Raw genomic sequence first — 2741 nt, 5'->3', positions numbered from 1 at the left:
AGTGCTCGTCGCCTTCGCGATGCTGTGCTGGTTGAACGTATTAGCGCTGTTCATCAAGCTAATTACGGTGTCTACGGTGTGCGGAAAATGTGGCATGCTCTACGCCGTGACGGAATTGATATCGGTCGTGAACACACTGCCAGGCTGATGCGCCTGGCTGGTGTTTCTGGCAAAGGCAAAGGCCGGTCACCTATCACAACCCGAAAAGCTCACGTGCCTGACCTGCGCCCGGACTTGGTGGGGCGCGAGTTCACAGCTTCGGGCTCGAACTAGTTGTGGGTGGCTGACACTACCTATGTGCGCACGAAGAAAGGCTTTGTGTGCACCACGTTTGTCACCGATGTTTACTCCAGGCGGATCGTTGAGTGGGCCTTATCAGACTCCATGCGCACCTAAGCACTGCCGCTGCAAGCTCTTAATAATCAGGCGATCGTGTGTGCTGAGGAAACAACAAGTCTCATTCACCATTCGGATCACGGGTCGCAGGGTGGATTCAATTGGTTGTCGCAACACCCTGAGCATGGAGGTATGAGAAGGTGGCTACCAAGGACTGGAGTAAGAAGACCAGTGATATGCCGGTGGGGGTGCGGCGTCAGTGGCGTGCGGATCGGGCGTTGCGGCCTGCGATGCGTTCCCCGGATAGGCCGGTTCCGTCACGGGCAGTGCAACGCCAGTTCTGGGGTCTGATCGCGACGGGAATCACCACTGCGCAGGCCGCCCTTCAGGTGGGGGTGTCCGTACCGGTGGGAACGAGGTGGTTCCGTCATGCTGGTGGAATGAGACCGTTAGCTTTGGACGAGCCCTCGGGGCGGTATCTATCGTTTGCTGAACGAGAGGAAATCGCGATCCTGTGGGAGAAACAGACGGGTGTGCGTGAGATCGCTCGACGGATTGGCCGCAATCCGGCGACGATTTCTCGTGAGCTACGGCGTAATGCTGCCACCCGTGGTGGCAAGCAGGTTTATCGGGCAGGGGTGGCCCAGTGGAAAGCTCAGGAAGCCGCTAAGCGTCCCAAACAAGCAAAACTCGTGGATAATCCGCGCCTGCGGGACTATGTTCAGGAGCGTCTTGCTGGGACGGTCCGAGATGAAAACGGGGTCGTCATGGCGGGGCCTGATACGCCTGCGTGGAAGGGCCGGAGCAAACCTCACAGGGCAGACCGACGGTGGTTGACCGCGTGGAGCCCGGAGCAGATATCGCAGCGGTTAAGGATCGACTTCCCTGATGATGAGAGTATGAGAATCTCCCATGAAGCGATCTACCAGGCGCTCTATATCGAGGGGCGCGGGGCGCTGAAGCGTGAACTCGTGGCCGCACTGCGGACTGGGCGGGCCCTGCGTAAACCCCGCGCCCGGTCCAAGAGCAAGCCTGAAGGTCATGTCACCGCCGATGTTGTCATCTCTAACCGGCCCCCGGAAGCCTCGGATCGGGCGGTGCCCGGGCATTGGGAAGGAGACTTGATCATCGGTACCGGCAGGTCAGCGATCGGGACCGTGGTCGAACGCTACAGCCGGTCGATCCTGCTGGTGCACCTGCCCCGGTTGGACGGCTGGGGTGAACAACCAAGGACGAAGAACGGACCTGCCTTGGGTGGGTACGGTGCTGAAGCGATGAACACCGCCCTACAAACCGTGATGAAAGATCTACCGTTACAACTGCGTCAAACGTTGACCTGGGACCGCGGAACCGAGCTCGCTGACCATGCCGCTTTCACTCTAGCCACGGGCACGAAAGTGTTCTTCGCGGACCCACACTCGCCATGGCAACGTCCCACGAATGAGAACAGCAACGGACTCCTACGCCAGTACTTTCCCAAGGGTACCGACCTGTCTCGATGGACAGCCCAAGACCTCGCCGCCATCGCCTACACGCTCAACAACAGACCAAGAAAAGTCCTTGGATTTCGAACCCCAGTCGAAGTCTTCAATGAACAACTACAATCAATTCAAAACAACAGTGTTGCAACCACCGATTGAATCCAAGCAGTACGTCAGCGTGGTCTACAACCAGCGGCTTTCCCAGCACGGGATTACCGCTTCCACCGGAATTGTTGGCGGATATGACACTGATATGACAATACCCTGGCTGAAAACGTGGACGGCTCTTACAAAAATGAGTTGATCCCCCGGTCGAGGTGGAAATCGAATTTTGGAAGCAGAACCCGCCACAGGAAATAATAGAAATCAAGGCAAATGCCTAGGAACAAAACCCGGGGCACTTCACCCCACACAAACAACTTGACACGCTCTAATAGTATGACTTATGCAGTTAGCTATTAACTAGCGATATACTAAATACTGCTATCATTCCAAGCACAGCCGTCGTCACTGCGAATAAATTCTGTTCTGGCCCAAGTTGACTAATAATGAAGAACAGAAATGGCGTGCTCACTGTTACAAGCCTTTTCGGCAAAGGCATTTTCTGTGCATTCACCTTTTGATGTGCATACACAAGATTTTTATGAGACAATCTCTCCCATTCGAGCCATAATAAGAGGATGACTATAACCACTAAAAAGCTTGCCATCATGTTTCGATACGTGGCAAAAAATAAAAATAGACCAAAAAGCGAGGATATAACAAATAAAACCAGTATGTATAGTGCCCTCGGAAAAGTAATTTTTTCAGTCGCACGGTTGCCATCAGTCATGAAATCAGATGTCTTTCTGAGAATTCATCAGGTTCTTCCTAGCTTGACGAAATGTTTAACGCGATTTCTCGGTTACCGCCTTTGCCTCCTAT

4 protein-coding genes are annotated in these 2741 nt (G+C 54.2%); all 4 read left to right on the top strand.

Features of this window, described 5'->3' with window-relative positions; genetic code table 11:
- Positions 1–24: 24 nt before the first annotated feature.
- Positions 25–273: an IS3 family transposase gene (locus BKN05_RS12680; RefSeq protein WP_302531489.1), complete on the top strand. Its 249-nt coding sequence runs from the start codon at positions 25–27 to the stop codon at positions 271–273.
- A 6-nt stretch (positions 274–279) separates the two neighbouring features.
- On the top strand, positions 280–396 hold the full coding sequence (locus BKN05_RS12675; protein WP_348650317.1) for a hypothetical protein: 117 nt from the start codon (positions 280–282) through the stop codon (positions 394–396).
- A gap of 176 nt (positions 397–572) precedes the next feature.
- Positions 573–1976, top strand: coding sequence for an IS30 family transposase (locus BKN05_RS12345; protein WP_049149747.1), 1404 nt, complete (start codon positions 573–575; stop codon positions 1974–1976).
- Between the two features lie 521 nt (positions 1977–2497).
- Positions 2498–2741: hypothetical protein (locus BKN05_RS12340; RefSeq protein ID WP_286688769.1), on the top strand; the 244-nt coding region annotated here is incomplete at its 3' end.

This window comes from Corynebacterium sp. S5S1, from assembly GCF_001913985.1.
Classification (GTDB): Bacteria; Actinomycetota; Actinomycetes; order Mycobacteriales; family Mycobacteriaceae; genus Corynebacterium; species Corynebacterium marquesiae.
Note: the sequence above shows the minus strand (reverse complement) of the source record. Positions and strands in the feature narration are given on the sequence as shown.

What these genes read in the sequence shown, in the direction of transcription:
- BKN05_RS12345 (WP_049149747.1), top strand. Translation starts at nt 573, where the DNA reads ATGCCGGTGGGGGTGCGGCGTCAGTGGCGTGCGGATCGGGCGTTGCGG.